This window comes from Streptomyces sp. SP18CS02, from assembly GCF_036322365.1.
In the GTDB taxonomy this organism is placed as follows: Bacteria; Actinomycetota; Actinomycetes; order Streptomycetales; family Streptomycetaceae; genus Streptomyces.
The window spans coordinates 289831-316076 of the sequence record NZ_JAQYXC010000281.1; the positions used below are offsets into that span (position 1 = coordinate 289831).

23 protein-coding genes and 1 pseudogene are annotated in these 26246 nt (G+C 71.8%); 18 read left to right on the forward strand and 6 right to left on the reverse strand.

What is annotated here, in order from left to right:
- The first annotated feature begins 5 nt into the window (after positions 1-5).
- The 3 genes from PUR26_RS16380 to PUR26_RS16390 all read left to right on the forward strand — a co-directional run bounded on the left by PUR26_RS16380 (position 6) and on the right by PUR26_RS16390 (position 2015).
- Entirely contained in the window at positions 6-869 is an 864-nt protein-coding gene (locus PUR26_RS16380) for a helix-turn-helix domain-containing protein (RefSeq protein ID WP_329873107.1), read from the forward strand.
- On the forward strand, positions 870-1106 hold the full coding sequence (locus PUR26_RS16385) for a DUF397 domain-containing protein (protein ID WP_329873108.1): 237 nt from the start codon (positions 870-872) through the stop codon (positions 1104-1106).
- A 99-nt stretch (positions 1107-1205) separates the two neighbouring features.
- Positions 1206-2015 carry an SAM-dependent methyltransferase gene (locus tag PUR26_RS16390; RefSeq protein WP_329873109.1) on the forward strand — a complete coding sequence of 270 codons (810 nt, stop codon included), beginning with the start codon at positions 1206-1208 and terminating at the stop codon, positions 2013-2015.
- Positions 2016-2065: 50 nt separating this feature from the next.
- Here the strand turns inward: PUR26_RS16390 and PUR26_RS16395 are convergent, their stop codons facing one another.
- From PUR26_RS16395 to PUR26_RS16405, 3 genes are all read right to left on the reverse strand, one after another.
- Entirely contained in the window at positions 2066-3982 is a 1917-nt protein-coding gene (locus PUR26_RS16395; RefSeq protein WP_329873110.1) for a M64 family metallopeptidase, read from the reverse strand.
- 68 nt (positions 3983-4050) lie between these two features.
- Complete coding sequence (locus PUR26_RS16400) at positions 4051-5397, reverse strand: 6-phospho-beta-glucosidase (RefSeq protein ID WP_329873111.1); 1347 nt, start codon at positions 5395-5397, stop codon at positions 4051-4053.
- 97 nt (positions 5398-5494) lie between these two features.
- The gene (locus tag PUR26_RS16405; protein WP_329873112.1) at positions 5495-7276 is read right to left on the reverse strand and encodes a hydroxysqualene dehydroxylase; all 1782 of its coding nucleotides are present in this window, start codon (positions 7274-7276) and stop codon (positions 5495-5497) included.
- A gap of 210 nt (positions 7277-7486) precedes the next feature.
- On the opposite strand from PUR26_RS16405, the gene PUR26_RS16410 reads away from it, so the two are divergent.
- The gene (locus PUR26_RS16410; protein ID WP_329873113.1) at positions 7487-7921 is read left to right on the forward strand and encodes a YchJ family protein; all 435 of its coding nucleotides are present in this window, start codon (positions 7487-7489) and stop codon (positions 7919-7921) included.
- 39 nt (positions 7922-7960) lie between these two features.
- Here the strand turns inward: PUR26_RS16410 and PUR26_RS16415 are convergent, their stop codons facing one another.
- The 3 genes from PUR26_RS16415 to PUR26_RS16425 all read right to left on the reverse strand — a co-directional run bounded on the left by PUR26_RS16415 (position 7961) and on the right by PUR26_RS16425 (position 11879).
- Positions 7961-10045: an MDR family MFS transporter gene (locus tag PUR26_RS16415; protein ID WP_443077086.1), complete on the reverse strand. Its 2085-nt coding sequence runs from the start codon at positions 10043-10045 to the stop codon at positions 7961-7963.
- Between the two features lie 153 nt (positions 10046-10198).
- The gene (locus PUR26_RS16420) at positions 10199-10459 is read right to left on the reverse strand and encodes a hypothetical protein (protein WP_329873114.1); all 261 of its coding nucleotides are present in this window, start codon (positions 10457-10459) and stop codon (positions 10199-10201) included.
- A gap of 205 nt (positions 10460-10664) precedes the next feature.
- Positions 10665-11879: a helix-turn-helix domain-containing protein gene (locus tag PUR26_RS16425; protein WP_329873115.1), complete on the reverse strand. Its 1215-nt coding sequence runs from the start codon at positions 11877-11879 to the stop codon at positions 10665-10667.
- 551 nt (positions 11880-12430) lie between these two features.
- Here PUR26_RS16425 and PUR26_RS16430 point away from each other — a divergent pair.
- The 14 genes and pseudogenes from PUR26_RS16430 (at position 12431) to PUR26_RS16495 (ending at position 26244) form a co-directional block, all read left to right on the forward strand.
- Positions 12431-13084: a hypothetical protein gene (locus PUR26_RS16430; protein WP_329873116.1), complete on the forward strand. Its 654-nt coding sequence runs from the start codon at positions 12431-12433 to the stop codon at positions 13082-13084.
- A gap of 153 nt (positions 13085-13237) precedes the next feature.
- A complete protein-coding gene (locus tag PUR26_RS16435) occupies positions 13238-14755 on the forward strand; it encodes a DUF6801 domain-containing protein (RefSeq protein ID WP_329873117.1) in 1518 nt (505 codons plus the stop codon).
- A gap of 199 nt (positions 14756-14954) precedes the next feature.
- Positions 14955-15938: an ABC transporter ATP-binding protein gene (locus PUR26_RS16440; protein WP_329873118.1), complete on the forward strand. Its 984-nt coding sequence runs from the start codon at positions 14955-14957 to the stop codon at positions 15936-15938.
- Positions 15939-16073: 135 nt separating this feature from the next.
- Positions 16074-16927: pseudogene (locus tag PUR26_RS16445) on the forward strand (MlaE family ABC transporter permease); the annotation flags it as partial.
- A 2-nt stretch (positions 16928-16929) separates the two neighbouring features.
- Complete coding sequence (locus PUR26_RS16450; protein ID WP_329873120.1) at positions 16930-17736, forward strand: MlaE family ABC transporter permease; 807 nt, start codon at positions 16930-16932, stop codon at positions 17734-17736.
- Positions 17733-18986: an MCE family protein gene (locus PUR26_RS16455; RefSeq protein WP_329873121.1), complete on the forward strand. Its 1254-nt coding sequence runs from the start codon at positions 17733-17735 to the stop codon at positions 18984-18986. The genes PUR26_RS16450 and PUR26_RS16455 overlap by 4 nt, the downstream gene beginning before the upstream one ends.
- Positions 18983-20014 carry an MCE family protein gene (locus PUR26_RS16460; RefSeq protein WP_329873122.1) on the forward strand — a complete coding sequence of 344 codons (1032 nt, stop codon included), beginning with the start codon at positions 18983-18985 and terminating at the stop codon, positions 20012-20014. The genes PUR26_RS16455 and PUR26_RS16460 overlap by 4 nt, the downstream gene beginning before the upstream one ends.
- Complete coding sequence (locus tag PUR26_RS16465; protein ID WP_329873123.1) at positions 20011-21087, forward strand: MCE family protein; 1077 nt, start codon at positions 20011-20013, stop codon at positions 21085-21087. Before PUR26_RS16460 ends, PUR26_RS16465 begins: the two co-directional genes overlap by 4 nt.
- Complete coding sequence (locus PUR26_RS16470; protein ID WP_443077087.1) at positions 21051-22211, forward strand: MCE family protein; 1161 nt, start codon at positions 21051-21053, stop codon at positions 22209-22211. The genes PUR26_RS16465 and PUR26_RS16470 overlap by 37 nt, the downstream gene beginning before the upstream one ends.
- On the forward strand, positions 22208-23308 hold the full coding sequence (locus tag PUR26_RS16475; protein WP_443077088.1) for an MCE family protein: 1101 nt from the start codon (positions 22208-22210) through the stop codon (positions 23306-23308). Before PUR26_RS16470 ends, PUR26_RS16475 begins: the two co-directional genes overlap by 4 nt.
- Positions 23308-24540, forward strand: a complete 1233-nt coding sequence (locus tag PUR26_RS16480; RefSeq protein ID WP_329873125.1) for an MlaD family protein — start codon at positions 23308-23310, stop codon at positions 24538-24540. The genes PUR26_RS16475 and PUR26_RS16480 overlap by 1 nt, the downstream gene beginning before the upstream one ends.
- A complete protein-coding gene (locus tag PUR26_RS16485; RefSeq protein WP_329873126.1) occupies positions 24537-25076 on the forward strand; it encodes a hypothetical protein in 540 nt (179 codons plus the stop codon). The genes PUR26_RS16480 and PUR26_RS16485 overlap by 4 nt, the downstream gene beginning before the upstream one ends.
- Positions 25077-25086: 10 nt before the next feature.
- Positions 25087-25674 carry a hypothetical protein gene (locus PUR26_RS16490; RefSeq protein WP_329873127.1) on the forward strand — a complete coding sequence of 196 codons (588 nt, stop codon included), beginning with the start codon at positions 25087-25089 and terminating at the stop codon, positions 25672-25674.
- Between the two features lie 42 nt (positions 25675-25716).
- Complete coding sequence (locus PUR26_RS16495; protein ID WP_329873128.1) at positions 25717-26244, forward strand: nuclear transport factor 2 family protein; 528 nt, start codon at positions 25717-25719, stop codon at positions 26242-26244.
- Positions 26245-26246 lie beyond the last annotated feature (2 nt).

The following is a 26246-nucleotide window of genomic DNA, read 5'->3' on the forward strand; positions in this document are numbered from 1 at the left end:
CTGAAGTGAGCGAGCCGCGGTCCGCCCCCACGGTGGGACAGGTCGTACTCGGCAAACGTCTGCAGGATCTGCGGGAGCGGGCCGGCCTGAAGCGGGAGGAGGCCGCGAAGGTGCTCCGCGTGGCCCCGGCCACGATCCGCAGGATGGAGACCGCTGAGGTCGCGCTCAAGATCCCCTATGTGCAGCTGCTCCTCAAGGAGTACGGGGTCGCCGCCGACGAGGCCGACGCGTTCGTCCGGCTGGCGGAGGACGCCAACCAGCCCGGCTGGTGGCAGCGCTTCCACGACGTACTGCCGGGCTGGTTCAGCATGTACGTCAGCCTGGAGGGGGCGGCCAGCCTCATCCGGGCCTACGAGCCGCAGTTCGTCCCCGGGCTGCTCCAGACCGAGGAGTACGCCCGGGCGGTGATGCGCTCGGGAGCCGTCGGCGCGACCAGGCCCGAGGACATCGAACGCCATGTGGCGCTGCGCATGGAACGGCAGTCCCTGCTCCGCCGGCCGGACGCGCCCAAGTTCTGGGTCATCATGGACGAGACGGTGCTGCGCCGCCCCGTCGGCAGCGGCCCGGCCGTCATGCGCGAGCAGCTCGACCGGCTCATCGAGGCGGCCTCCCTGCCCCACGTCACCCTGCAGATCGCCGAGTTCTCGTCCGGCCACCACCCCGGCACGTACGGGCCCTTCGTGCTCTTCCGGTTCGCCATGCCCGAACTGCCGGACATGGTCTACAGCGAGTACCTGACCGGCGCCGTGTACCTCGACGCGCGTCCCGAGGTGTCCTCGCACCTCGAGGTCATGGACCGCATGGCGGCGCAGGCCGCCACCGCACAACGTACGAAGGAGATCCTCGCCGGTCTCCGCAAGGAGCTGTGAATGGATCCCATATACAACGGCATGCCCGCCGCCGACCTCGGCGCCGAGGGGTGGCACAAGCCGTGGAGCGGTGGCAACGGGGGCAACTGCGTCGAGGCCATGAAGCTGGCCGACGGCAGGGTCGCGGTGCGCCAGTCCGCCGACCCCGAAGGCCCCGCGCTCATCTACACCCATGGCGAGATCGCCGCGTTCATCCAGGGCGCGAAGTCGGGGCACGCGGACTTCCTGCTCACCTGAACCGACGCGGACGAACGGATCCTATGATTCTCTGACCTGCCAACCCCGTAGGTCAGTACGACAGTTACCGACCGGACCAGCCGACCACTGGAGCGTCATATGACCGGGCAAGAACCCTCCGCCGTGCGGATCGACACCAGCAAGCCGCATCCGGCCCGGATGTACGACTGGTTCCTCGGCGGCAAGGACAACTACCCGGTCGACGAGGAGATGGCCCGCCAGCTCCTCACCCTGGACGCGCGCGGACGCGACATGGCCAGGGTCAACCGGGCCTTCATGCACCGGGCCATCCGCTGGCTCGGCGCCAACGGGGTCCGCCAGTACCTCGACATCGGCACCGGCATACCGACCGAGCCCAACCTCCACCAGATCGCCCAGCAGGTCGCCCCCGAGTCGCGGATCGTCTACTGCGACAACGACCCGATCGTCCTCGCCCACGCCGAGGCGCTGCTGCGCTCCACCCCGGAGGGCGCCACCGAGTACATCCAGGCCGACGCCCGCGACCCCGAGGCGATCCTCGAACGGGCGGGCAAGGTCCTCGACTTCGAGCGGCCGATCGCCCTCTCCCTCCTCGCCCTGCTCCACTTCGTGGACGACGAGGACGGGGCCTACGAACTGCTGGGCCGCCTCGTCGAGCAGCTGCCGTCGGGCAGCTACCTCGTGCTGTCCCACGTCACCGGTGACTTCGACCCGGAGGGCGCGGCCAAGGCCCGCGCCATGTACCGGGAGCGCGGCCTCACCCTGCGGCCGCGCACACGGGCGGAGCTCACGCGGTTCTTCGACGGCCTGGAGCTCGTGGAGCCCGGGGTCTCCCTGACGGCGCAATGGCATCCGGAGCTCGGCGAGGCCGTGCCGGTCGCGGGGGACGCCCCGATCCCCGGCTGGGCCGGCGTCGCCCGCAAGCCGTAGCGAACGGCCGGCCCCGCGCCCGGGGCCCGCCCTCCCGGCGGAGAGCCGCGCTACCTCGCGGACGGCCCCCGGCTCCCCGCCGGGGGCACCAGCGTGACGAGGAAGCTCTTCGCCGCGCCGGTGTTCCCCGCCGCGTCGATCGTGCGGTACTCGACGGTGTGCGTACCGAAGTCCGCGGTGGCGTCGTCCCAGGGCACCGCACGGGACGTGCCCAGCTTTCCGTACACCAGGCCGTCGAGGACCGTCCCGCCCGGCGAGAACCGGAACGGGGCGTCCGCGTCGGTCGGCCAGCCGTAGTACGTGTACCAGCCGTCGCCGTCGACCCGGAACTGGCTCACGACGTACCCGTCCTGGTCGTCACGGGCCGTCAGCCTCATCGTGAACTCCCCGTCGTAGACGTACTCGACGGGTCGCCCCGGCCGCATCACCGTCCGCAGCGGCTCGGACAGCTCGTACGACGCCGAGGCCGGTGTCGCGTCCACCGTCCAGCGCAGTTCCCGCTCCGTACCGTCGATCCGCGCGGTGAGCGTGTGCGTCCCCGGACGCAGCCGCAGCGCGGACAGGTCCAGGTCACGGTCGTTGCCCGGGACCGACACCGGCCGCCCGTCCAGGTGCCATTGGACGGCGAGCGTCCGGTCGACCGGGTGCGAGGTGTCGGCGTACACCACCGAGCCGGCGCCCACCGCGGCGGTCGTGCCGGTGTGGCCGGTGAACTCCGGCGTCACGGGCGTCGCTCGGGTGACCACCGCCGTGTCGACGCTCCACTCGACGGTACGGGTCAGGGCCGCCGAACCGCGTACGGCCGGGTCGCGGACGAACGGCGTCGGGTCGCTGACGGTGGCGGTCAGCGTATGCACCCCGGGCGTCAGCTCCAGCCTCCGCAGATCGACCGTCCGGGCACCCCCGGAGCGCAGCGGACGTCCGTCGAGGCGCCACACGACATCCAGCCCACCGCCGCCCGGGTGCAGCGTGTCGACCCACACCGTCCGGTCGTCGCCGATCGGCTGCGCGTTCGGCGCGTGCCCCTGCACCAGGTTCACCCTGGCCGAGATCGCCTGGACCATCACTTCGCGCCCCACCTGGTCGAAGGCGTACCCGAGCGTCTTCATGATCGAGTGCCTGCTCGGCCGCCACACCCCCTTCGTGCTGTACAGGCCGCCCTCGTGCCGGCCGATCACGCCGCCCGACTCGCTCCTCTCGCCCAGCCACCGCCACCACTTGGCCCGCTGCCGGGCCATCTGCCGTTCGGTGAGGACGGTGTGGTGGGCGGACGAGGGCTCACCGCCCTGGTGGGCACCGCCCGGCACACCGCGTCCGTAGTAGTCGTACTCGTCCTGGAGCCCGCCCAGCGAGTGGCCGATCTCGTGCGGGGTGATCAGGGAGGACAGCGCGTTGCCGCCCGACGCGGTGGCGTAGGTGCCGCCCGCCCCGCCGTAGGTGTCGCTGTTGGCGAGGGCGACGATCTGCCGGTTGGCGGCGGTGGCGCCGGGCACGAGGTCGGCCAGCGCGTTCGCCGCCCGGCTGTCCACCGTCAGCAGACGCTGCACGCTGCCGGCGTCGCACCCGCCCCAGAAGCCCATGCCCAGGGGCGTGTCACGGCGCGGCGCGTCCAGGGCGGGGTCGCAGTCGACCCCCGACTCGGGCGACGCCGTCTCGACGGCCCACACATTGATGTATGAGCGGTAGGAGGCGAACGGCTCGATGCTCCACAGCACGTTCAGGTGCTTGTCGACGTCCGCCCTGAACCGTGGCAGCTGTCCGGCCGTGTAGCCGTCGCCGAGCACGACGAGATTGAACCGCCGGTCGGCCGGGCCGGTCGTCCGCACCGGTACGACGGTGGCCCGCGCGGTCACGGGGGCATCCTCCCGGGCCGTGGCCGGCCCGGCCCCCAGGAGACCCGCGGCGAGCAGGGACACCGCACCGAGCAGCGCGGTGGTTCTTCGCAGGCGTGCGCCATGAGCAACCATGGGGCCGGAGCGTACGACGCGTCATATGTGCCGTAAAGACGGCGGTCCCGGCCACTCGCGGTCCCGCGTCAGTGCCGGGCGAGGTAGGCCAGGCCGGGATGCTCGGCGACGTACCCGTCGAGGAGCCGCCGCGCCACCGACACGGAATCGACCAGCGGGTGCAGGGCGAACGCCTTCACGGCCGCGGCACGCGACCCGCTCGCGGCCGCCGCCATGACCTCCCGCTCGACCGCCTTGACCGCCGTCACCAGACCCACCGCGTGGTACGGCAGAGGTGCCACCGACACCGGATGGGCGCCGTTCGCGTCGACGACGCAGGGCACCTCGACCACCGCGTCCGCGTCGAGCACCGAAAGCGTCGCGCCGTTGCGGACGTTGAGGATCAGGGTGGTGCGTTCGTCCCGCGCGACGGCCCGCATCAGCGCGAGGGCGACCTTCTCGTAGCCGCCCGGCTCCAGGTCGTCCTCGTCGCGCTCCCCGGCGCCCGCCGCCTCCCGGTTCGCCGCCATGTAGGTGGCCTCCCGGTCCGCCAGCGTGCGCCGCCAGGCGGCCAGCGCGGAGCCGCCGGAGCGCACCGCGTCCGCGTAGAAACCCGCCTGCTGCTCACGCAGGTACGCACCGCGCGTCTGCTTCGCCTGCCGGTACGCCTGGACCGCTTCCCGGTTGAAGTAGTAGTAGTGCAGGTACTCGTTGGGGATCGCGCCCAGTGAGCGCAGCCACTCCGGACCGAAGAGCCTGCCCTCCTCGAAGGAGCCCAGCGCCCCGGTGTCCGCCAGCAGCCGGGGCAGCTCGTCCCGCCCGGCCACCCGCAGCCCGCGCAGCCAGCCGAGATGGTTGAGCCCGACGTAGTCGATCCACGCCTCGTCCGGGTCCGCGCCCAGCAGCCGCGCCACCCGGCGCCCCAGGCCGACGGGTGAGTCGCAGATGCCGACCACCCGCTCACCCAGCACCCGCGCCATGGCCTCGGTGACCAGACCTGCCGGGTTGGTGAAGTTGATGACCCAGGCGTCCGGCGCGAGCTCCGCGATCCGGCGGGCGAGGGCGACGGCGACCGGGACCGTGCGCAGCCCGTACGCGATGCCCCCGGCGCCCACCGTCTCCTGCCCCAGTACCCCTTCGGCCAGCGCCACCCGCTCGTCGGCCGCCCGCCCGGCGAGTCCGCCGACCCGGATGGCCGAGAACACGAAGTCCGCCCCGCGCAGCGCCTCGTCGAGATCGGTGGTGGCCCTCACCACCGGAGCGTCCGCCACCCCCGCCGCCTGCTCGGCCAGCACCCCGGCGATCGCCCCGAGCCGTCCCGCGTCCGTGTCGTACAGGGTGACCCCGGTGACCCGGCCCTCCGCGTGGTCGCCGAGCAACGCCCCGTACACCAGCGGCACCCGGAACCCGCCGCCGCCCAGAATCGTAAGCTTCATGGTCCGTACGCTACGTGAGCCGCGGGGGCCGGGCGGCGGGCGTTCGGGTGGTCCGGGCCCGCCCTGCGAACGGCGCCACCACAAGGCGGGCCGGGTGTCACCCCACGTCGAGCGCGTTGCGCAGGCCCAGCCGGTAGCGGGTGCGGTCGTGCCGCTTCAGCGCCTCGATCTCCGGGGCGCGGAACAGCGGCCGCACCGTGCAGCGGGGCTGCTGCGAACCGGTCCGCTCCAGCAGGGCGTTGACGGCCTGACGGGCCGAGGCGTTGGCGCCCTCCATGGTCGCCAGGTCGATGTCCACGGCGATGTAGTCCCCCGCCAGGAAGAGATTGGGAACCGTCGTCGCCGCCGAGGGGCGGTGGTGGAACGAACCGACCGGGTGGATGAGCAGCTCGTCCTCGTTGGTCGGGTGCGGGGTGCCGAGGCCGTCCACCCCCGGATCCAGGAACCAGGAGTGCAGCGCGGTGTCCTTGAGGGCGGGGGCGCCGGTGTCGTTGAGCGCCGCCTTGAGCTGGGCCCACACCTCACGGGCCACCTGCTCGCGGGTGCACTGCTTCGCCGTCCTCCCGTAGAGGATGCCGGGCCTGTCCCATTCCGAGATGTCCACCGACAGGCAGTCGCGCACGGCGCCGTCGCCGTACTCCGCCGCGAAGTCGCGGCCCGGCCAGTGCCCGGCCTGGGCGATCGCGGTCAGCGACCACGGCGAGTCGATGCAGTTGAGATGGCCCCGCACCAGCGGCGGGCGCTCCGTCAGATAGAACTGGATGCCGGTCATCCAGTCCGTGCGGAGCAGGTCGCACCGCGCGAGCTGGGGGTCCGCCGCCCGCAGGGCCGGCCCCCAGGTCCGCCGGGCGTGCTCCACGGGCAGCGCGCAGACGTAGTGGTCGGCCGTCACCGTCCGGCGGACCCCGCCCGGATCCTCGACCAGCGCCCCGCTGACCCGTCCCTCGCCGTACAGCACCTCGTGGACGGACCAGCCGACCCGGAACTCCACGCCGAGCGTCCGCAGATGCGCCACCCAGGGGTCGATCCACGCCTCGTTGGTGGGAGCGTTCAGGATCCGGTCGGGCGGTCCGTCGGCACCACGCCCCAGAGCGTTGAAGACGAACGCCTCGCCGAGCGTGCCGACCGTGCGGGTGCTGGCCTCCTCGGCCTTGGTGGCCACGATGTTGCGGGTGACACCGATGGCGAGGATCCGCCGGTAGTCCTCGGACATGCGGGCGGCTCGTACGAACTCCCACCAGGGCGTCCTCTCCCACACCTCGTCGCGCCGCTCGTCGCAGCTCGTCAGGAAGACCAGGGCGCGGTTGACGAAGTACGCGGTCTCGTGGAACGGAAGGTTCAGGGCCGTTTCGAGGACCGCCGTCAGGGCCCGGCGGATCTCGTCCAACGTGAGCCGGGCCGGCTTGTGGCCGGGCCAGGGGATGGGCATCCGGATGTCCTCGCGACCGGTGCGGGCGAACATCATCTCGGGGGGCGCCACGAGGTTGCCGAACACCCCGTCCGCGTTGCCCGGGAAGGGGATGCGCCGCATCGTGTCCGGCAGGTTGTGGTAGATGCCCGGGATGAAGCGGAAACCGTGCTCGGCGGGCAGCGGTCTGCGGCCGCCCCTCGCGCTGCCGGGCACGTCCATGCTGCGGGCCTTGCCGCCGAGCGCCCGGCGCTCGTACAGGGTGACCCGGAATCCGCGCTCGGCGAGCTCGTGCGCGGCCGTGAGCCCGGCGACACCGCCGCCGAGAACCGCGACGGAGCCGCCCGGTCCGTCGCCCCGTACCGAGGGCGCCGCCGAGGCGGTGGTGGTGGCGGCGGCCGTGCCGACCGCGCCGGTGACAGCGGCGGCTCCCGCCATGAAGGTGCGTCGCGTCGTGCCGGTACGGTGCATGGCCCCACCCCTTTACCCGCGGTAACTGTCACGTCAGGCGCAGGAGCATAGGGCGGCCCCGTCCGGCCCCGGAACCACTGGGCGGGCCACATCCCACAATGGCTCGATCGCGTCCCGCGCCCGCCCGCCGCCGCATCCGCCCGTCGGGTCCCCGTCCGGCGGGCGGACGCGGCGGCGGGCGCACCCCTCGCCGGCAGGCAGAATGGGGACATGCCCCGACGCGCCAACCGCCGTTCCGCACGCCCCGAGCCGGTCTCCGTCCGCGCCGGCTCGCCCTGCCCCTGCGGCGCCGGCGGCACCTACGCCGCGTGCTGCGGCCGGTTCCACTCCGGCCGGGAGACCGCCCCGACCGCCGAAGCGCTGATGCGCTCGCGCTACAGCGCCTTCGTGGTCCGGGACGAGCCGTACCTCCTGCGCACCTGGGCGCCCGCCACCCGCCCCGCGAGCGTCGACTTCGACCCCGGTACGCGCTGGGCGGGGCTGGAGATCGCCGGCACCACCGACGGCACGCTGTTCCACACCACGGGCACGGTCACCTTCGTCGCCCGCTACACCCAGGGCGGCGAGCCCGGCTCGCTCCACGAGCGCAGCCGTTTCGAGAAGGTGGACGGAGCCTGGGTCTACGTGGACGGTACGTTCCTCTGACGGGACCCGGCCGTCTGCCGCCCGGCTCCCGCCGCCGCGTCATCCGGAGGGCACCCGAGCGGGCGCCCCGGCCGAACCGACCAGCCCCCGGGCCAGATCCTCGGCCAGCATCCGCTTGGCGATCGCGTCCGTCGCCGCCCGCAGCTCCGGCCCGCTCGGGCGGCCGCCCTCCCGCTCGATGTGCTTCCGCAGCCACCGGCCCCACGCCTCCGTGATCACCCGGGCCTCCCGCGTCCCGCCCGGGGCGAGCGAGAACAGGTGGCCGTCGCCCGTGACGAACCCCTCCTCGATCATCCGGTCGAAGACCGGCACCAGCACTTCCGGCGGGATCCGGTGCCGGGCGGCGATCAGGCGCAGGCTCGCGTGCCCCACCATGCGGGTGAACACCTCCACCTGCATCACGGCCCACGCCCCCGCGGGGTCGAGGCGGGTGTCGGACTCCCCGACCACCCGGCGGGCGGTGTCCGGACCGATCCGGCGCATCAGCTTGGCGATCGACAGTTCCAGCAGCTTCGCGGAGTCGGCGGTGGCGACGGGCGCGGAGAACCCCTCACCCATGTCCGACGCGGTCGCCCGCGCCGAGTCGCGCAGCTCCACCTGCTTGAGGAACAGCGCCACCACGAACCCGGCCACCGCCACCGGCACCGTCCACAGGAAGACGGTGTGCAGGGTGTCGGCGTACGCCTGGATGAGGGGCGCGGCCTGCTCGGCCGGCAGCGCGTGCAGCCCCGCCGGGCTCCGGGCCGCCGCGGCGAGGACCGACGGGTCCGCCGCGCCGGCGACCCGCGCCGCCTCCCCGACCCCCTCGCGCAGGTTCGGCTCCAGCGAGTTGGCGTAGAGGGTGCCGAAGACGGCCGTCCCGAAGGAGCTGCCGAGGGTACGGAAGAAGGTCACGCCCGAGGTGGCCGTACCCAGATCGGCGTAGTCGACGGTGTTCTGGACGGCGATGGTGAGCACCTGCATGCACAGACCGATGCCGGTGCCGAGCACGAACATGTACAGCGATTCGAGCCACACGCCGGTGTCCGCGTCCATCAGCGAGAGCAGGAAGAGCCCGGCCGTCATCACCAGCGCACCGACGATGGGGAAGATCCGGTACCGGCCGGTCCTGCTGACCACGGTGCCGCTGAGGACGGAGGCGATCAGCAGGCCGACGACCATGGGCAGCGTGCGTACGCCGGAGACGGTCGCCGAGTCCCCGTCGACGTACTGGAGGTACGTCGGCAGGAAGATCATCGCGCCGAGCATCGCGAAGCCCACGATGAAGCTCAGCACCGAGCAGACGGTGAACACCGGATCGCGGAACAGTCGCATGGGGAGCATCGGTTCCGCCGCCCGGGTCTCCGCCAGGCAGAACAGGGCAAGCGCCAGCAGTCCGCCCGCGAACAGCCCGACGATGACCGGTGAGCCCCACGCGTACTCGTTGCCGCCCCAGCTGGTGGCGAGGATCAGGGCACAGGCGCCGGCCGTGACCAGCGCGATGCCGGGATAGTCGATGACCGGGCGGCCCGCCGACCGGACCGTCGGGATGGACCGGGCCGCGGCGATCACCACGAGGATCGCCAGGGGGACGTTGACGTAGAACGCCCAGCGCCATGTCAGATGGTCGGTGAACAGCCCGCCGAGCAGCGGCCCGATCACGGTGGAGACACCGAAGACCGCACCGATGGCGCCCTGGTACTTGCCCCGGTCGCGCAGTGGGATGACGTCCGCGATCAGCGCCATCGAGGTCACCATCAGTCCGCCGGCGCCGATGCCCTGGAGAGCCCGCCAGACGATGAGCAGCGTCATGTTGGTGGCCAGGCCGCACAGGAAGGACCCGGTGATGAAGACGACCGCCGAGATCTGGAAGATCACCTTGCGGCCGAAGAGATCGCCGAACTTGCCCACGAGCACGGTCGCGACGGTCTCCGCGAGCAGATACGAGGTGACCACCCACGACATGTGCGCGCCCCCGCCCAGGTCCGCGACGATCGTGGGCAGCGCCGTGCCGACGATCGTCTGGTCCAGGGCGGCCAGCAGCACCCCGAGCATGATTGTCCCGAAGACGACGTTCCGCTGCCGGGCGTCGAGCACGGGCGGCGCGGCCGCCGCCCGGTCGGCCTGGGTGGTGGTCGTGGTCACCTCTGCACCCTCACACCGGCCGGAGCGGCCCGCATGCGGGACGGGTCCGGACCGGTGAGGCCCGCGGCGGCCGGGCGGGCCGGGCCCCCGGTCCGCCCGGCCGCGCCGTCACGGGCGCCGGGCGGGGGGGTACGGGCGGCGCCGCCCGGGCGATCAGAACGCGGACGCGCCCGGGCGCAGGACCAGCCCCGGATTGTAGGCGCCGAGCACCTTGTTCGCCCTGGCCACCACCGCGAGCGCGTGCTCGCGGTCCGCCTGGTCCTCCGCGCACATCGGGACGCGGAAGCGACGCACCTCGCGCGCCGCGCACTCGGCGTCGACCTCCGCCTGAAGGACGCCGATCGGCATGCACGACCCGATGAGGGCGGCCACGCGATCGGGGATCGGGACGGGAATCAGAGGCGACGCGGTCACGTGAGGTCCTTTGCTTGCGCTGCTCGTGGCAGCTGTCCTGAGTGGTGCACTCCCTCCATGGTGACGGGCGAACGGTGCGCGTCTTCTCCCGGGTCCGTATCCGTACTGCAACCGTTTCACCGGCCGAGCACCCGCTTTTCGTCCCCGCCTGACAGTACGATCACCGCCGCCGGCGGCCCCGGCGCGCACCGGCCACGGCGCCTCCTCAGACCCGGCCCCGCCCCGGCCTGGCACGCAGCCGGAGAGCGCGCAGCACCGCCTCGGTGGCGAACCTGGTCTCCGGTGCCCCGAGCCGGCCGTCGAACCGGGCCTCCAGATTGCGCATCCGGTAGCGGACGGTCTGCGGGTGCACATCGAGAAGCTCACCCATCTGGGCCGCCGTGCCCCGTGTGTCGAGCCAGATGCGCAGTGTCTCCACGAGCCGGTCCCTGCGGGTCGCGGTGAGTTCGGCGAGCGGGGCGAGCTCGCGTTCGGCGATCTGGTCGAGGAGCGCCGGGTCGGCGAGCAGCCAGAGCGTGACGAGGTGGTCCGAACAGAGGGCCAGCGGGGTGTCGTCGATGACGCCCGCGTCGATGAGTTCGAGGACGCGCCTGGCCCAGCGGACCGAGTCGGCGGCGGACTCGGTCGCGACGGTGAGGCCGACCGCGGCGTGTGTGGCCGCCAGAGCCGCCTCCAGCATCCGTCTTCGCTCCTCGTCCAGGGGACCGGGAACGAGCAAGTGCGGCTGCGGGTCCGTGAGATCGAGCAGGACATCGTTGTCCACGGCGGACCGCTCGACCCCCGCGGCGGAGCGCAGCGCCACGAGCGTGACCCGGTCCGGAACCGGCCAGCCGGTCTGCTCGGACAGCTCGGTGATGGCGGCGCGGGGCACCGGCGGCCCGGACAGGACGAGGTGCAGCAGCCGTCTGCGTAACGTCTCGGACTGCTCGCCGGTCTGCGCCTGCACCTCCAGGTAGCCCTCGCGGGAGAGGGCCTCCAGCTCGTCGATGTAGGCGAACAGCGCGTCCGCGAAGCTGAGCATCAGCATGGGGGAGAGGTTGTAGCGCCGGCCGACCTTCTTGGCCCGTCGCAGCGCGACGCGGGCGCCCAGGCGGAAGGCGCCCTGCAAGGTCTCCAGACTCCGCCCCTCGTACGCCTCGAACCGGCCGAACCTGCGGCACATCTCGTCGCGCAGGGTCGTCGGTGTCGACGGAGAGGCGACCTGGTCGACGAAGGCGGAGATGCTCTGCTCGACCCCGACCCGGATCGCCCGGCCGTAGGGGCCGTTGAGCAGCCGCGCGTACTCCGGATAGGCGCGGGTGACCTCGATCTCTATCTCCTTGATCAGGCTGGGCAGTTCGGGACGGATGATCGCGGCGAACTCCTGGGGGAGCGGGCCCAGCGGCTCGCCCACGTCCGACGGCTGGGTGGTTCTCGGCATGCGGGTGTCCCCTCGCTCTCCGGATGTCCGGTGGGGGGTGGGTGCGGGTGCGGCGCGCCTCGTGCGGGATGGGGGAAAGCGCTCCCACGGACCTACAGGTGTGACCACTTCGTGGGTGCTGAACATAGACCAGGGGACACCGCGTGCGCAGTAGTCGGAACCGCCTCGGACGCCCACCGCGCAGAGTTGGCCGAAGGTCGACCTTCCCATGGTGGGGTGCGGTGCCGGAGGGCCGGGGGAGCGGGGGACCGGAGGCGGGAGTACTCACTTCCGGATAAGAAACCACATGGTTCCGACGCGGTTCTGTTGCCGACGCGACAAGAAAATACCGGCCGGTAAGAGCGTCGCGGAAAACTTACGGGCGAGTATTGCGCGGCCGGTTACTCACTCGTAGCGTCAATCGCGCAAGGTGCTCGACCTGGTGGCCGGAGTAATTCGCCACCGCGTTCCGTGAACTGAGCCGCTGCCGCTTTTCGTTCCGCGTACGGGCCGTGTACGGAACGGGGAGCGGTCAATCAGGTACGCCCGACTCCCCTAGGAGGGAACAGCACATGCGACGAATGAAGAGACTCTCCGCAATAGCCGCCGCCGGATTTCTCGGCGCGGCCGCACTGACCGCCACGAACGCCTCCGCGGCGCCGCTGGCGCAGTGGACCGTCACCAACCCGTCCGTGGCCGACACGTTCACCGCCGTGAACTCGGCCGGTGTCAGCGCGGTGCTCACCAACTCCAGCACGGGCGCCCAGCTGGTGTGCAACACCTACGCCGCCAACGGTGTCGCGGCGGACGGCGTCCGTCCCACCGGCTCCGGTCTCGCCACCATCCAGAACGCCACCTTCGGCACCACCTCCGCCAAGTGCACCGGTCCGCTCGGCTCCACGTGGACCGCGAAGAGCAACGCTCCCATGGCGCTCAACGGCGTGTCCTACAGCGCCGGTGTCACCAAGGGCACGATCACCGGTGTCGACATCACGCTGAGCGGAACGAGCCTCCTCGGCTCCTGCACGGCGAAGATCACCGGAGCGGCCAACACCGGTACGTACACCAACGCGACCGGCGTGCTCCAGATCCTGGCCGACACCACCCCCGCCCTCACGATCTCCAACGTGACCGGCAACTGCGCCGGGCTGCTCAACAACGGCAACACGGCCAAGTTCACGGCCAAGTACCAGGTCACGCCGATCATCACGGTGACCAGCCCGTAAGGAGCGGCCAGGACCGGTCCGGACCGGTCGGCGTCCCGTGCCACGTCGCGCGGCCGGATCCACCGGCCGCGCGCTCGGGGTGCGGGCGGGGCGGCGCCCGGCCGGGCGCCACGGGCAGGGCAGCGTCGTGGACCTCGACCGATGGGCAGCAGCATGAGCAGCACACTGGACCGCCGCCGACGGCTCCTGCGGACGGCCGCGGCGGGAGCCGTCGTACTCGTCGCGGGACTGATCCCCGGCACGGGCGTCGCCGTGGACGAGGGCGAGCAGAGCGTCGGCCGGGAGTTCGCCCACCGGTGCCTCCTGCCGGGCGGGGAACGGCCGGCGACGGTCCGGATATCGGCGGTACTGCCCCGGCAGGTGCCGGTCGGCAGGCCGGTCCGGGTCGAACAGGTGACCGTACGCCTGCGGCTGGGACCCGAGGCCGTCGGTGATCTGAGGGCCCTCGGCGCGGCCGGGACGGGCGGCGCCGCCCGGCTCACCACGAAGGTCGCCCAGCGGGGCGAGCCGACCGAGGTGGACTGGTCGCAGCTGTCCGCCCGGGAGACGAAGCTGCCCGCCGAGGGCGACCACACCATCGAGGCCGCGGGAGCCGTACCGACGGTGACGGCGCGCTCCGGCGGCGAGCTCACCTTCTCGGCCGGGACGCTCACGCTGGACCTGCTGATGCGTACGGCGGACGACGCCCCCACCACTCCGCCCGGCCTCTCCGTCACCTGCGTGCCCGTCCCGGACGCGGACACGACGTTCGCGCGGGTCGCCGTGCTGCCCGCCCCGGGGGCGAGCGGCCGCCCGACGCCCCCGTCGGTCGACGACTCGGCAGGGCGCACGGACGAAGGCCCGGCCGGTGACGGAACGGCCGGTGGCGGAACGGCCGGTGGCGGAACGGCCGGTGGCGGCCGTGACACCGCGAAGGACCCGGCGCGCCGGGACGGGGCGGACGACGACTGCCCCGCCACGGACCCCATTCCCCTGCCGCCCACACCCGGCACCGGATATATCGCCGGGTACTCGAATGTCGCCAAACTCGGCAGTGCCATGTTCCTGAAGGATCCTGGATTCATCCGGGTGAACATGAGCAAGGCGATCCAATTCCCCCCGCCCTGCAATCCGCCGGACGGACCGCAGTTCACCATTTACAGCGACGCCACGTTCGACCATCACGGAAAGCCGCAGATACCGCCCGCCCGGTCGACTTTTCTCACCTTCGGATTCATGCCCACCACGGCAACGGTCGAGCTGTCCCTGGACGGTCCGATCGAACTCGTCACCAGGAGCTACCCGCCCGACGAGCAGACCGGGCGGTTCCCGGAGACGACGACGGCGACGGCGAGACTGTGGGTCCGGCTGTACGACGTGAAGGTCGACGGGACCCCCCTCCCGGTCGGACCGAAGTGCCGGACGGCACGCCCGATGGAGCTGGTCCTGACCGGGAAGGGTTCCACCGGAGGCTCCGGGCCCGAGGGATACACCGTGGCCAACGGCGGTCCGCTGACGGCCGTCTCCACCATCCCGCCGTTCAGCGGCTGCGGCGTCGGCGAGGACCTGGACCGGCTGTTCACGGCGTCCCTCTCCGGTGAGGGCAACTACACCAAGATGACGCAGGGCCCGCTGTGCACCCCCGAGTCGCCGCACTGCCCGGATCCGCCCAGGCCGAAGCCCGAACGGTGAGCGGTCCCGCCGGAAACGCGCACCCGGGAACAGAACCGCCGGCCGGACTTGTCACCGGGTGACAAGTCGGTGGCGGCCGGGTCCGATGATCCGGAATCCGGCGGCGGAATGCTTGTCCGGCCCCCCTCAGTGACCGTAACGTGCGCCCCCCAGCGCGCTTTTGTCACTTCCTCAGCACGAGCAGCATCTGGGAGTTGTGGTGGGAACAGAAGTGGTCGTCGAAGGGCTCACCAAATCCTTCGGCAAGCAGAACATCTGGCAGGACGTGTCCCTCACCCTGCCCGCCGGCGAGGTCAGCGTCATGCTCGGCCCGTCCGGCACGGGAAAGACCGTGTTCCTGAAATCCATCATCGGGCTCCTCAAGCCCGAGCACGGACGGGTCCTCATCGACGGCGTCGACATGGTCAACAGCCCGGAACGGGACATCTACGAGACCCGCAAGCTCTTCGGCCTGATGTTCCAGGACGGGGCGCTCTTCGGATCCATGTCACTTTTCGACAACATCGCCTTCCCCTTGCGCGAGCACACCCGCAGGAAGGAGTCCGACATCCGCCGGACGGTGATGGAGCGCATGGAGATGGTCGGACTGGTCGGCGCCGAGGAGAAACTGCCCGGCGAGATATCCGGCGGAATGCGCAAACGCGCGGGACTCGCCCGCGCCCTCGTCCTCGACCCGCAGATCATCCTGTGCGACGAGCCCGACTCCGGCCTCGACCCGGTCCGCACCGCCTACCTCTCCCAGCTGCTGATCGACCTCAACGCGCAGATCGACGCCACGATGCTGATCGTCACCCACAACCTCGACATCGCGGCGACCGTGCCCGACAACATGGGCATGCTGTTCCGCCGCAACCTCGTCACCTTCGGCCCCCGCGAGGTCCTGCTCACCAGCGACGAACCGGTGGTCTCCCAGTTCCTCGGCGGACGCCGCGAAGGCCCCATCGGGATGTCCGAGGAGAAGGACGCCGCGACCCTCGCACGGGAGTCGCGCGCGGCCCCCGCGTACACCGAGCGCACCCGGTCCCTGGCCCCGCAGCTCGAACCCTCGCCCGGCATGCCCGTCCGGGCCGCCGTGTCGCGCCGCCGTGAACGCGTCCTCGGCATGCTCCCCCAGCTGCCCGAGGCCGCCAGGGCCGCGATCCTGCAGAGCTACGCCCCGGTGCGCGGCGGTGCCGTGTCATGACCGCCGAGCTGCCCATACGGCCGGTGGGCCAGGACCCACCGGGGGAGCCGCACCAGGGCCCCGCCCACGGCACGGGACGGTCCGCCCGCCACACCCCGGACCGCGACCCCGCCACCGTACCCACGGCCCTCGCCCCCGTCCCCTCGGCCGCCCCCGACGCCGCCCGCGAGGCCGCGGCCGGTACCGGGGCCGGTACCGCGGGCGGGCGGAAGCGGCCGCCCGCGCGGCTCCTGGCCCCCCTGCGCGAGACGGGACGGCTCTTCGCCCTCGCCGCCACCGTCTCCCGTGACATCTTCCGGCGGCCCTTCCAGTTACGGGAGTTCGTGGAGCAGTTCTGGTTCATCGCCAGCATCACCATCCTGCCCGCAGCGCTCGTCTCCATCCCGTTCGGTGCCGTCATCGCGCTGCAGGTCGGCTCGCTCACCCAGCAGCTCGGCGCCCAGTCCTTCACCGGCGGCGCCAGCGTCCTCGCCGTCATCCAGCAGGCGAGCCCGCTGATCGTGGCCCTGCTGATCTCCGGCGCCGGCGGCTCCGCGATCTGCGCCGACCTCGGCTCCCGGAAGATCAGGGAAGAGCTCGACGCCATGGAGGTCATGGGCGTCTCGCCCGTCCAGCGGCTCGTGGTCCCCCGGGTACTGGCGACCATGCTGGTCGCCGTTCTGCTCAACGGCATGGTCTCCGTCGTCGGCACCCTCGGCGGCTACTTCTTCAACGTGATCATGCAGGACGGCACCCCCGGCGCCTACCTCGCCAGCTTCTCCGCCCTCGCCCAGCTGCCGGACCTCTACATCAGCGAGATCAAGGCCCTGATCTTCGGCTTCCTCGCCGGGATCGTCGCCGCCCACCGGGGCCTCAACCCACGGGGCGGCCCCAAGGGGGTGGGCGACGCCGTGAACCAGTCCGTCGTCATCACCTTCCTCCTCCTCTTCTTCGTCAACATGGTCCTCACCGCGATCTACCTCCAGATCGTTCCGGCGAAGGGGGCCTGACCGTGGCCTCCCCCCTCACCTGGCTCGACCGGTCCGGCGACCACCTCGTCTTCTACCTGAAGGCGCTGCTCTGGATCCCCCGTACCCTGCGCCGCTATCTGCGCGAGGTGCAGCGGCTGCTCGCCGAGGTCGCCTTCGGCAGCGGAGGGCTCGGCGTCATCGGCGGCACCATCGGCGTGATGATCGCCATGACGCTGTTCACCGGCACCGTCGTCGGACTCCAGGGCCATGCCGCGCTCAACCAGATCGGCACGTCCGCCTTCACCGGCTTCATCTCCGCCTACTTCAACACCCGCGAGATCGCCCCGCTCGTCGCGGGCCTCGCCCTCTCGGCCACCGTGGGCGCGGGCTTCACCGCCCAGCTCGGCGCGATGCGCATCAACGAGGAGGTCGACGCCCTGGAAGCGATGGGGGTGCGCTCCATGCCGTACCTCGTGACCACCCGCATCATCGCCGGGGTGGTCGCCATCATCCCGCTGTACGCCATCGGGCTGCTCTCCTCCTACTTCGCCTCCCGCATGGTCATCGTCCTGTTCAAGGGCCAGTCGGCGGGCACCTACGACCACTACTTCGCGCTCTTCCTCTCCCCGGACGACGTGCTGCTCTCCATCCTCAAAGTGCTCATCTTCAGCGTGATGGTGATCCTCGCGCACTGCTACTACGGCTTCCGGGCCGAAGGCGGACCGGCAGGCGTCGGCGTCGCGGTGGGCCGTTCCGTGCGGAACGCGATCGTGCTGATCAGCGTCACCGACTTCTTCCTGTCCCTGGCCATCTGGGGCGCGACCACGACCGTGAAGGTGGCCGGATGAGCGCCCGACCCGACCCCAGGACCCTTCGGCTGCGGCTCGCCGGCGTGGCGTTCCTGCTCGTACCCGTGCTGCTTGCCGGTCTCGCGGTGGCGGTGTACGACAAGGAGTTCAGCCGGGACGCCACCGTCACCGTCCTCACCGGCAGCGCCGGCAACGAGATGCACCGAGGAGCGGAGGTGAAGCTGCGCGGCGTCGTCGTCGGCGAGGTCCGCGAGATCGGCGCCGACGGCTCCGGCGCCCGCCTCACCCTGGCCATCGACCCCCGCCACCTCGACCGCATCCCCGCCGACGTCACCGCCCAGATGCTCCCCACCACCCTCTTCGGCGAACGGTTCGTCGCCCTCGTACCGCCCGCCGTCAACCCCTCCCCCCGCCCCCTCGCGGCCGGCTCCACCATCCCCCAGGACCGCTCCGCCAACGCCATCGAACTGGAACAGGTCCTCGACCAGCTCCTGCCCCTGCTCACCGCCGTCCAGCCCGCGAAGCTCTCCGCCACCCTCACGGCCGTCGCCCAGGCCCTCGAAGGCCGCGGCGACCAGCTCGGGCGCACCCTCGTCACCCTGGAAGCGCATCTGCGCAGGCTCAACCCGCACCTGCCGGCGCTCAACCGCGACATCGCCCACCTGGTGCGGGTCAGCCGGGCGTACGGCGACGCCGCCCCCGACGTGCTCGACGCCCTGACCGACTTCACCACCACCAGCGGCACCCTCGCCGAACAGCAGGCGCAGCTCGCCTCGGTGTACGGCTCCGCCACCACCTCCGCCCAGGACCTGACCGCCTTCCTGAGACAGAACCGGGGCAACATCATCAGGCTCTCCGCCGCGTCCAGACCGACCCTGGAGCTCCTCGCCCGCTACTCGTCCTCCTTCCCGTGCACCCTGCGCACCCTCGCCGGCTTCGTCCCGGCCATGGACAAGGCGCTCGGCAAGGGCTCCGACGAACCCGGTCTGCACGTCAACGTCAAGACCGTGCCCTCCCTCGGCAAGTACGTCCCCGGCAAGGACACCCCGGTGTACGGGGCGGGCGGCGGACCGCACTGCTACACGGTGCCCTACTCCGGCAAGCCCGCCCCCACGGCCGCTGCGAAGGCCGGCGACCGCGGCCTCGGCCCGGCGAACTCCCCCCAGGAGAACCAGCTCGTCAACGAACTCATGGCCCCCGGCCTGAAGGTGGCGCCCCGGTCACTGCCCGACTGGAGCACCGTCCTGACCGGCCCCGTCTTCCGCGGAGCGGAGGTGACCCTCGAATGAAGCGCCGCTCCCTCGCCGGACCGGTCGCCAAGTCCCTGGCCTTCATCCTGGTGACCGTGCTCGCCACCACCGTGCTGGCGTTCTCCATCGCCAACACGGGCGTCGGCGACACCGACACGTACAGGGCCCGGTTCTCCGACGCCACCGGCCTCGTCGAGGGCGACAGCGTCCGCATCGCCGGGGTCAAGGTCGGCCAGGTCTCCTCGATCAGGGTCGCCGACCGGCGGGTCGCCGAAGTCGCCTTCACGGTCCGCAAGGGCCGCACGCTGCCCGCGTCGGCCACCGCGTCGATCAAGTACCTCAACATGGTCGGCCAGCGTTACATCGACCTCGACCGGGGCACCGGCCCCGTCGGACGCTCCTTGCCGGCCGGTGCGACCATCCCGCTGGAGCGCACCACCCCGGCACTCGACCTGACCCAGCTCTTCAACGGCTTCCGGCCCCTCTTCGAAGGACTCTCGCCGACCGAGGTCAACGGCCTGGCCGGGTCCATCGTGCAGGTCCTCCAGGGCGACGGCGGCACCGTCGACTCCCTGTTGCGCCACGTCGGTTCGCTCACCACCACCGTCGCCGGCAAGGACAAGGTCATCGGTGAAGTGATCAAGAACCTCAATACGGTGCTGAAGACGGTCAACGACCGTGAGGCGGGCTTCAACGACCTCGTCGTGACCCTCCAGCAACTCGTCACCGGCTTCGCCGGGGACCGTGAACCGCTCGGTGAGGCGATCAGCGCCATGGGCTCGCTCACCACCGTCACGGCCGGACTCCTCGCGGACGGCCGGGCCCCGCTGAAGCAGGACATCCGGGAACTGGGCAGGCTGAGCGCCCGGCTGGCCGACAGCACACCGCAGATCGAGAACTTCCTGCGCAGGACCCCCCAGAAGATGGAGACCATCGGCCGGCTCGCGTCGTACGGGTCCTGGCTGAACCTCTACCTCTGCGAGGCGAAGGTCGCCGGAGTGACCACCGACGACGGCTCCAGGCCGCCCACCGGCATTCCGGTCACCGAATCGAGGTGCCGCGCATGAAGCTCCCGCGCACCGGGCGCCCGCGCGGCGCGAAGACCTCGCCCGCGCTCCGCCGCCCCCGCCTGAAGCCCGTACGGGAACGCAACCCCGTCACCGTCGGTCTCGTCGGACTGCTCGTCCTCGTCCTCATCGGCGTCGGCGCGTACCAGAGCGACGCCCTGAGCGGCGGCACCGCCTACAGCGCCGACTTCACCGAGGCCGCCGGGCTCGACACCGGCGACGAGGTCCGCATCGCCGGCGTCAAGGTGGGCGACGTCACCGCCGTCGCGCTCGACGGCGCCAAGGTGAAGGTCACCTTCGAGGTCGAGGACGACGTCTGGGTCGGCGACGCCAGCACCGTCGCCATCGGCATCAAGACCCTCCTCGGCGAGAAGTACCTCGCCCTCGACCCGCTCGGCGCCGGCCGCCAGAACCCCTCGGCCCGCATACCGGCCGACCGCACCACCTCCCCGTACGACGTCACCCAGGCGTTCACCGGCCTCGGCGAGACCATCGGCGCCATCGACACCCAGCAGCTCGCCGCCAGTTTCGAGGCGATCTCCGCCACCTTCAAGAACTCCCCGCCCGACGTACGCAGCGCCGCCACCGGACTCTCCGCGCTCTCCCGATCGGTCTCCACCCGCGACGCGCAACTCGCCGAACTCCTCAAGGGCAGCAAACAGCTGTCCAGGACGCTCGCCACCAAGAAGAGCAGCTTCGAGACACTGCTGGAGGACGGCGGTCTGCTGCTGGGCGAGATCCAGGCCCGCCGTGACGCCATCCACTCCCTGCTGACCGGCGCGAAGGACCTCGGCATCCAGCTCACCGGGGTGGTCCAGGACAACGAACGGCAACTGGAGCCGACCCTGACCGCGCTCAGCCGGGTCACCGGTGTCCTGCTGAAGAACCGCGACAGCCTCGACCGGACACTGGCCCTGGCAGGCCCCTACTACCGGCTGGTCGGCAACACCCTCGGCAACGGCCGCTGGTTCGACACGTACGTCTGCGGTCTCGTCCCCAGGACCTACCTGCCCCCCGGCACGCCTCCGGCCAGCGGATGCATGCCGCCCAAGCCCGCGGGCGGTGCCCGGTGAACCCCAGACGCCTCATCGGCATCGGCGCCGGACTCGCCGTCGTCGTGGCCGCCGCCACCTCCGGGGTCCTGGCACTGGACGCATCCGGAACCACCCGCATCACGGCCCGGTTCGAACGGGCCACCGGTGTCTACGAAGGCTCCGATCTGCGCGTCCTGGGCGTGAAGGTCGGAACCGTCGACTCCGTGCGCCCGGTGGGCAAGGAGGTCGAGGTGACCCTTCTCATCGACGAGGGCGTCACCGTCCCGGCGAACGCCCACGCGGTGGTCGTCGCCCCCAGCGTGGTGTCCGACCGCTACATCCAGCTCGCGCCCGCCTACACCGGCGGCCCGCGGATCGAGGACGGCGCGGTCCTGCCCGCCGCCCGGAACGCGATGCCCCTGGAGATCGACCAGCTCTACGCTTCCCTCACCGAACTCAGCGAGGCACTCGGTCCGCGGGGGGCCAACGCCGAGGGAGCCCTGGCCGGCCTCATCGACACGGGCGCCGCCAACCTCAAGGGCAACGGAAAGGCGATCGGCGACTCCATCGAGCAGTTCGGCAAGGCCGCCAGGACGCTGGACTCCAGCAGCGGCGACCTCTTCGACACCCTCGCCTACCTCCAGTCCTTCACCACCATGCTGAAGGACAACGACGGCAACGTCCGCCAGGCCGAGAGACAACTCGCCACCGTCACCGGCTTCCTCGCCGACGACAAGGAGAACCTGGGCGCCGCGCTCAAGGAGCTCGGCACCGCCCTCGCCCAGGTCAAGACCTTCATCGAGAACAACCGGGGCAGCCTCAAACAGAACGTCGACCTCCTGATGCCCCTCACCCGGACCCTCGTCGACCAGCGCGCCTCGCTGGCCGAGCTGCTCGACACCGCGCCGCTCGCCGCCGGCAACGTCCTCAAGGCGTACGACCCGCTCCACCGCACCCTCAACGGCCGCGCCGACATCAACGAACTGAGCTTCGGATCGGGGGCGAACGCGCTGACCGGTCTGGTCCCCGTCGAACCGGACCGCCGCAAGGCCCTCCCCGGCCTCCCCCTGCCCGCCGTCGGCACCGTCTACGGCACCCCGGAAGGCGACGGCCGAGGCGCACAGGGAGAGCCGAACCCGCAGCGGAAGGGAACAGCCCGGTGAACCGACCCTCCCGCACCACCACGTCGATCGCCGCCGCCCTCGCGCTGGCCGTCGGCTTCACGGCGACCGCCGTCGGCTGTGACACGGCCGGCATGGAGCTGTCCGGCATCGAGCAACTCCCGCTGCCCGGCGGCGCCGACCTCGGCGACCACCCGTACGAGATCACCGCCGACTTCGCCGACGTCCTCAGCCTCGTCCCGCAGTCCGCGGTCAAGGTCAACGACGTCGCCGTAGGCCGCGTCACCGCGATCACCCTCACCGGGGACGACTGGTCCGCCAAGGTCACCATGCGGGTCAACGGAGACGTACGGCTGCCCGCCAACGCCTACGCCCACCTCGAACAGTCCAGCATGCTCGGCGAGAAGTACATCCAGCTGTACGCCCCCTCCCGGGCCCGGGGCACACTCGGCGACGGTGCCCGCATCCCCGCCACCCGCACCAACCGCAACCCCGAGGTGGAAGAGGTCTTCGGCGCCCTCTCGATGCTCCTCAACGGCGGCGGGCTCCAGCAGATCAAGACCATCACCACCGAACTCGGCAAGGCACTGAGCGGCAACGAGACCGAGGTCAGCACCCTGCTGCAACGGATCAACACCCTCGTGACGAGTCTCGACGACAACAAGAGCAACATCACCGCCGCCCTCGACGGCGTCAACCGGCTCTCGGCGACCCTCGCCACCCGCAAACAGGACGTCGGCAAGATCCTCACCGGCCTCAGCCCCGGGCTCAAGGTCCTGGAGAAGCAGCGCGCCTCGCTCCTCACCATGCTCGGCGCCCTCGACACCCTCTCCGATGTCGCCGTCGGCACCATCGACAAGAGCAAGGCCGACATCATCGCCGACCTCAAGGCGCTCGGCCCCACCCTGGAGGCGCTCGCCGACTCCGGCACGGCCCTGCCCGACTCGCTCCAGGTGCTGCTCACCTACCCGTTCACCGACGAGGTGCTGCGTGGCGTCAAGGGCGACTACCTCAACGTCTACCTGGACGTGACCGCCGTGCCCGGCACCCAGATCGTCCCCGCGCTCACCCCGCCCAGCACCACGCCCCCCGCCGCCTCCGGGCTGCCGCTGCCCCTGCCGTCGACCGGGAGGAACTGATGTCGACCCCGGCGATCCGCCTCAAGAACCTCGCCTTCCTCCTCGTCGCCGTCCTGGTCCTCGGCTGGACCGGAGTGAGGTACGCGGACCTCGGCCACTACGTCGGCCTGCGCGACTACTACACCGTGCGCGTCCAGCTCGAACGCACCGGCGGGCTGTTCACCCACTCCAACGTCACCTACCGGGGCGTCTCGGTCGGCCGCGTGGGACCCATCGCACTGACCGACGAGGGCGTCGAGGCCGAACTGCGCATCAAGGAGTCCGCCCCGGACATCCCCGCCGACCTCCAGGCCGTCGTCGCCGGCCTCTCCGCCGTCGGCGAGCAGTACATCGACCTGCGTCCGGCCGGCGACGGCGGCCCGTACCTGCGCGACGGCACCGTGATCCCCCGTGCCGACACCCACACCCCCGAACCTGTCACCAACGTGCTGACCGGCGTCAACGACCTGGCCTCCTCCATCGACCTGGAGTCCCTGCGCACGGTCGTCGACGAGTTCGGCACGGCGCTGAACGGACGCGGGGACGACCTCCAGGCGCTCATGGACAGCGGCAACGACTTCGTGCTCGCCGCCGACAAGGCCCTGCCCGCCAACACCCGGCTGATCATCGACGCAGAGACGGTCCTGCGCACCCAGGCCGAGGAGGGCGAGGCGCTGAAGTCCTTCGCCTCGGGGGCCAAGGAGCTCGCCGCGCGGCTCAAGGGCTCCGACACCGACCTGCGCCGGCTCATCGCCGCCGCTCCCGGAGCCGCCGGCCAGATCAGTGGGCTGCTGCGGGACCTCGACCCGGCCTTCGGAGTGGTCCTCGCCAATCTGCTCACCACCTCGGAGGTGGCCGTCACCCGCCAGCGCGGCATGGAGGAGTTCCTGGTGAAGATGCCGGCCGTCGTCGCCGCGGGATCGACCGCCGTGACCGCCCAGGGCGTCAACCTGGGCATGTCGGTCACCTTCTTCGAACCGCTGCCCTGCACCACCGGATACGGCGGCACCACCTACCGCAACGGCCTTGACCTCTCCACCCCACCCGCCCTCAACACCAGGGCCCGCTGCGCCGCCGCCCCTTCCAGCGGCGTCAACGTCCGCGGCTCGGCCAACGCCCCGCGCGGCGGCCCCGTCCCCGCCCCGGCCGCCCCGGGGACCTCCTCCGCACTCCCCGGAGCACTCGGTCTGCCGCGCGTGAACGGGAGCCCCGCCGGCATGGGCGGGCTGCTGGGCCTGGGGGAGGACCGATGAGGCCCGGCAGACGGTACGCGTGGGGGGCCGCCCTCGTCCTGGCGGCACTGTTCTGCGGGACGGCCGGATGGTCGTACGCGCGCACGGCCGGTGACGAGACCCGCGCCTACGCGCAGACCCGCGACACCGTGCTGAGCACCGGACGCCAGCACCTCGCCCGGCTGAGCAGCTTCGACGCGTCCCGCGCCGACGCCGGCCTGGAGCAGTGGCTCGACGCGTCGGCCGGCGCGCTCCACGAGGAGCTGAAGAGGACACGACCGCGTACGGAGGGAACGGGAGGGACAGGAGGGACGGAAGGGACGGGCACATCGGCGCGGGCCACCGTCACGGACGCCGCCCTGACCGCACTCGACACCCGGGCCGGAACGGCCGAACTCATCGCCACCGTCGATGTGGTGCTGACACCGGCCGGCGGCCCGGCCGGACGGACCGGGCAGCCCGGCACCGACCGCAAGCGCCTCGAAGCCACCCTCACCCGCACCGAGGGCGGCTGGAAGGTCACGGCACTCACCGCGGTCCCCGTGGCCGGGGCCTGAAAGGACAGCGATGGCGCGTACGAGCGAGGACACCAAGGGGCTCATCCCGGCCCCGCGTTCCTCACCCGAGAACGAACCGCCGCCCGCCCGGCCGCCCCGGCGGCGCGCCGCCTCCCGGCTCGCCGCCCTGCTGGTGGCCGCCCTGCTGCTCGCCGGGGGCGGACTCCTGTGGCGGGGACAGCAGTTGGCCGGCTCACCCGCCGCCCAGAACCGCGCCCTGTCCGACACCGGGGCCACCTCCCGCGTCGTCGGCGAGGTCAGCGGCGCGCTCAGCCAGGTCTTCTCCTACAGTCCGCAGGACACCGAGACCACCCGCCAGGCGGCGCGCCGGCTCCTCGGCGGCAAGGCGGCACGCCAGTACGCCACGCTGTTCTCCCAGGTCGAGCAGCGTGCGGCGGAGCAGCGACTGACGCTCACCACCCATGTCGTACGCGCGGGAGTGACCCGGCTGACCGACCGCGACGCACACCTGCTGGTCTTCCTCGACCAGGTGGCCGAACGCGCCGGAAAACCCGCCACCACCGCTGCCGCGCAGCTCTCGGTCACCGCCGAACCGCACGACGGGCACTGGCGGATCGTCGACATCACTTCCCGGTAGATCCCGCAGATTCCGCACCACCGACAGGGGGCGTTGGCACCGATGGCACGTACGACACGGAACCCGCTGCTCACGGCGGCCGCCGGGCTGGCCCTGCTCGCGGCGGGCGGCGCCGGCTGGGGCGGCTGGGCCTGGTACGCCGCGGCGCACGACGACTCCGCCGCGTATGCCGTGACCAGGGACGAGGTGCTCGCCGCCGGGGAGCAGGCCGTGCAGAACATGAACACGCTCGACCACCGCGATGTGCGCCGGGGGCTCGACACCTGGCAGGACTCCGCCACCGGCGATCTGCGCGCACAGCTCACCGAGGGCCGGGCGCAGTTCGAGCAGCAGATCCAGCAGGCGAAGACGGTGAGCAGCGCGAAGGTGCTGTCGGGAGCGGTGACCGAACTGGACACCCGCGCCGGACGGGCCCGTGTGATGGTCGCCCTGCGGGTCACGGTGACCCCGGCGAAGGGCAGGCCGACGGCGAAGGAGAGCCGGATGCTCGGGGAACTCACCCGTACGCCCGAGGGCTGGAAGCTCAGCGCCCTCGGCCAGGCGCCGGTGGGCAACACCGCGGCCGACTGAGA